This window comes from Micromonospora sp. CV4, from assembly GCF_003667455.1.
Lineage (GTDB): Bacteria > Actinomycetota > Actinomycetes > Mycobacteriales > Micromonosporaceae > Micromonospora.
Map to the genome: position 1 here is coordinate 1 of NZ_RCVI01000153.1, position 872 is coordinate 872.

The following is an 872-nucleotide window of genomic DNA, read 5'->3' on the forward strand; positions in this document are numbered from 1 at the left end:
GGCCTGCGCCGTGAGCGGCGCGGCCAGCCGCCACGCGGCCTCCGCCGCCCGGGGCCACGTCCCCTCCACCGGGTCCTCCGCCGTCCCGGCGGCGGCCAACGCGGCACGCGCGCTCTCCGGATCCGGGTGCACCTGGGTGAGCACCAGCAGCTCGACCGCCCGCTCGGGGTGCGCGGGATTCCGGCCGTACGCCGCCGCCAGGTGCAGCACCAGGTTCGAGTGGGTCCAGAGCACTGACGCCAGCTCGGCCAGCGGCGCGAAGAGCCCGGCCACCGCGGCGGCCGCCCCGCCCACGCCCGCCGAGCGCACGAACCGCCGGGTGGCCAGCCGGGCCAGGCCGTCCGCCGGCGCGTCCGGATACCGGGCCCGCAGCCGCTCGGCCCAGTCGGCCGCGCCGGGGCCGAGCGCCCGCACCGCGGCGAGAGCCAGCAACTCCGGCGCGAAGCCGGGGTGGTCGCGCAGCTGCGCGGTGACCAGCCGCAGCTCCGATTCCGGGGTACGCGCGACGTGATGCTCGGCCGGCCCTGCCGCCCCGGCCGACGCAGCTTCCTGGACGGGCTGGACCTCCCGGACCGGCTGGACCTCCGGCGTGGGGCGATCGACCCTCGCCGCAGGCACCGGTTGATCGGTCGGGGTCTGCTCCGCTGGTTGTTGCGGGGTGGGGACTGCCTTCTTGGTGGCGGCGCTCTTTCGCGCACCTGTCGCGCGCTTGGTCGGGGTCGCGGTGCGTGTGGTCGGGGTGTCCGCCGCGGCGGGGGTGTCCGCCGCGGCGGTCGAGCGCTTGGTGCGCTTGGTGGGCGCGGCCGGCGGAGTGGCCGGGGTCACGTTCGCCGCTGGCGACGTCGTGGGGGTCACCTCGCCAGCCGAGGTAC

General features: G+C 78.1%; 1 protein-coding gene. It reads right to left on the reverse strand.

Annotated elements, in window-relative coordinates:
• Positions 1–855: hypothetical protein (locus EAD98_RS31440; protein ID WP_233583697.1), on the reverse strand; the 855-nt coding region annotated here is incomplete at its 3' end.
• Positions 856–872: the final 17 nt, after the last annotated feature.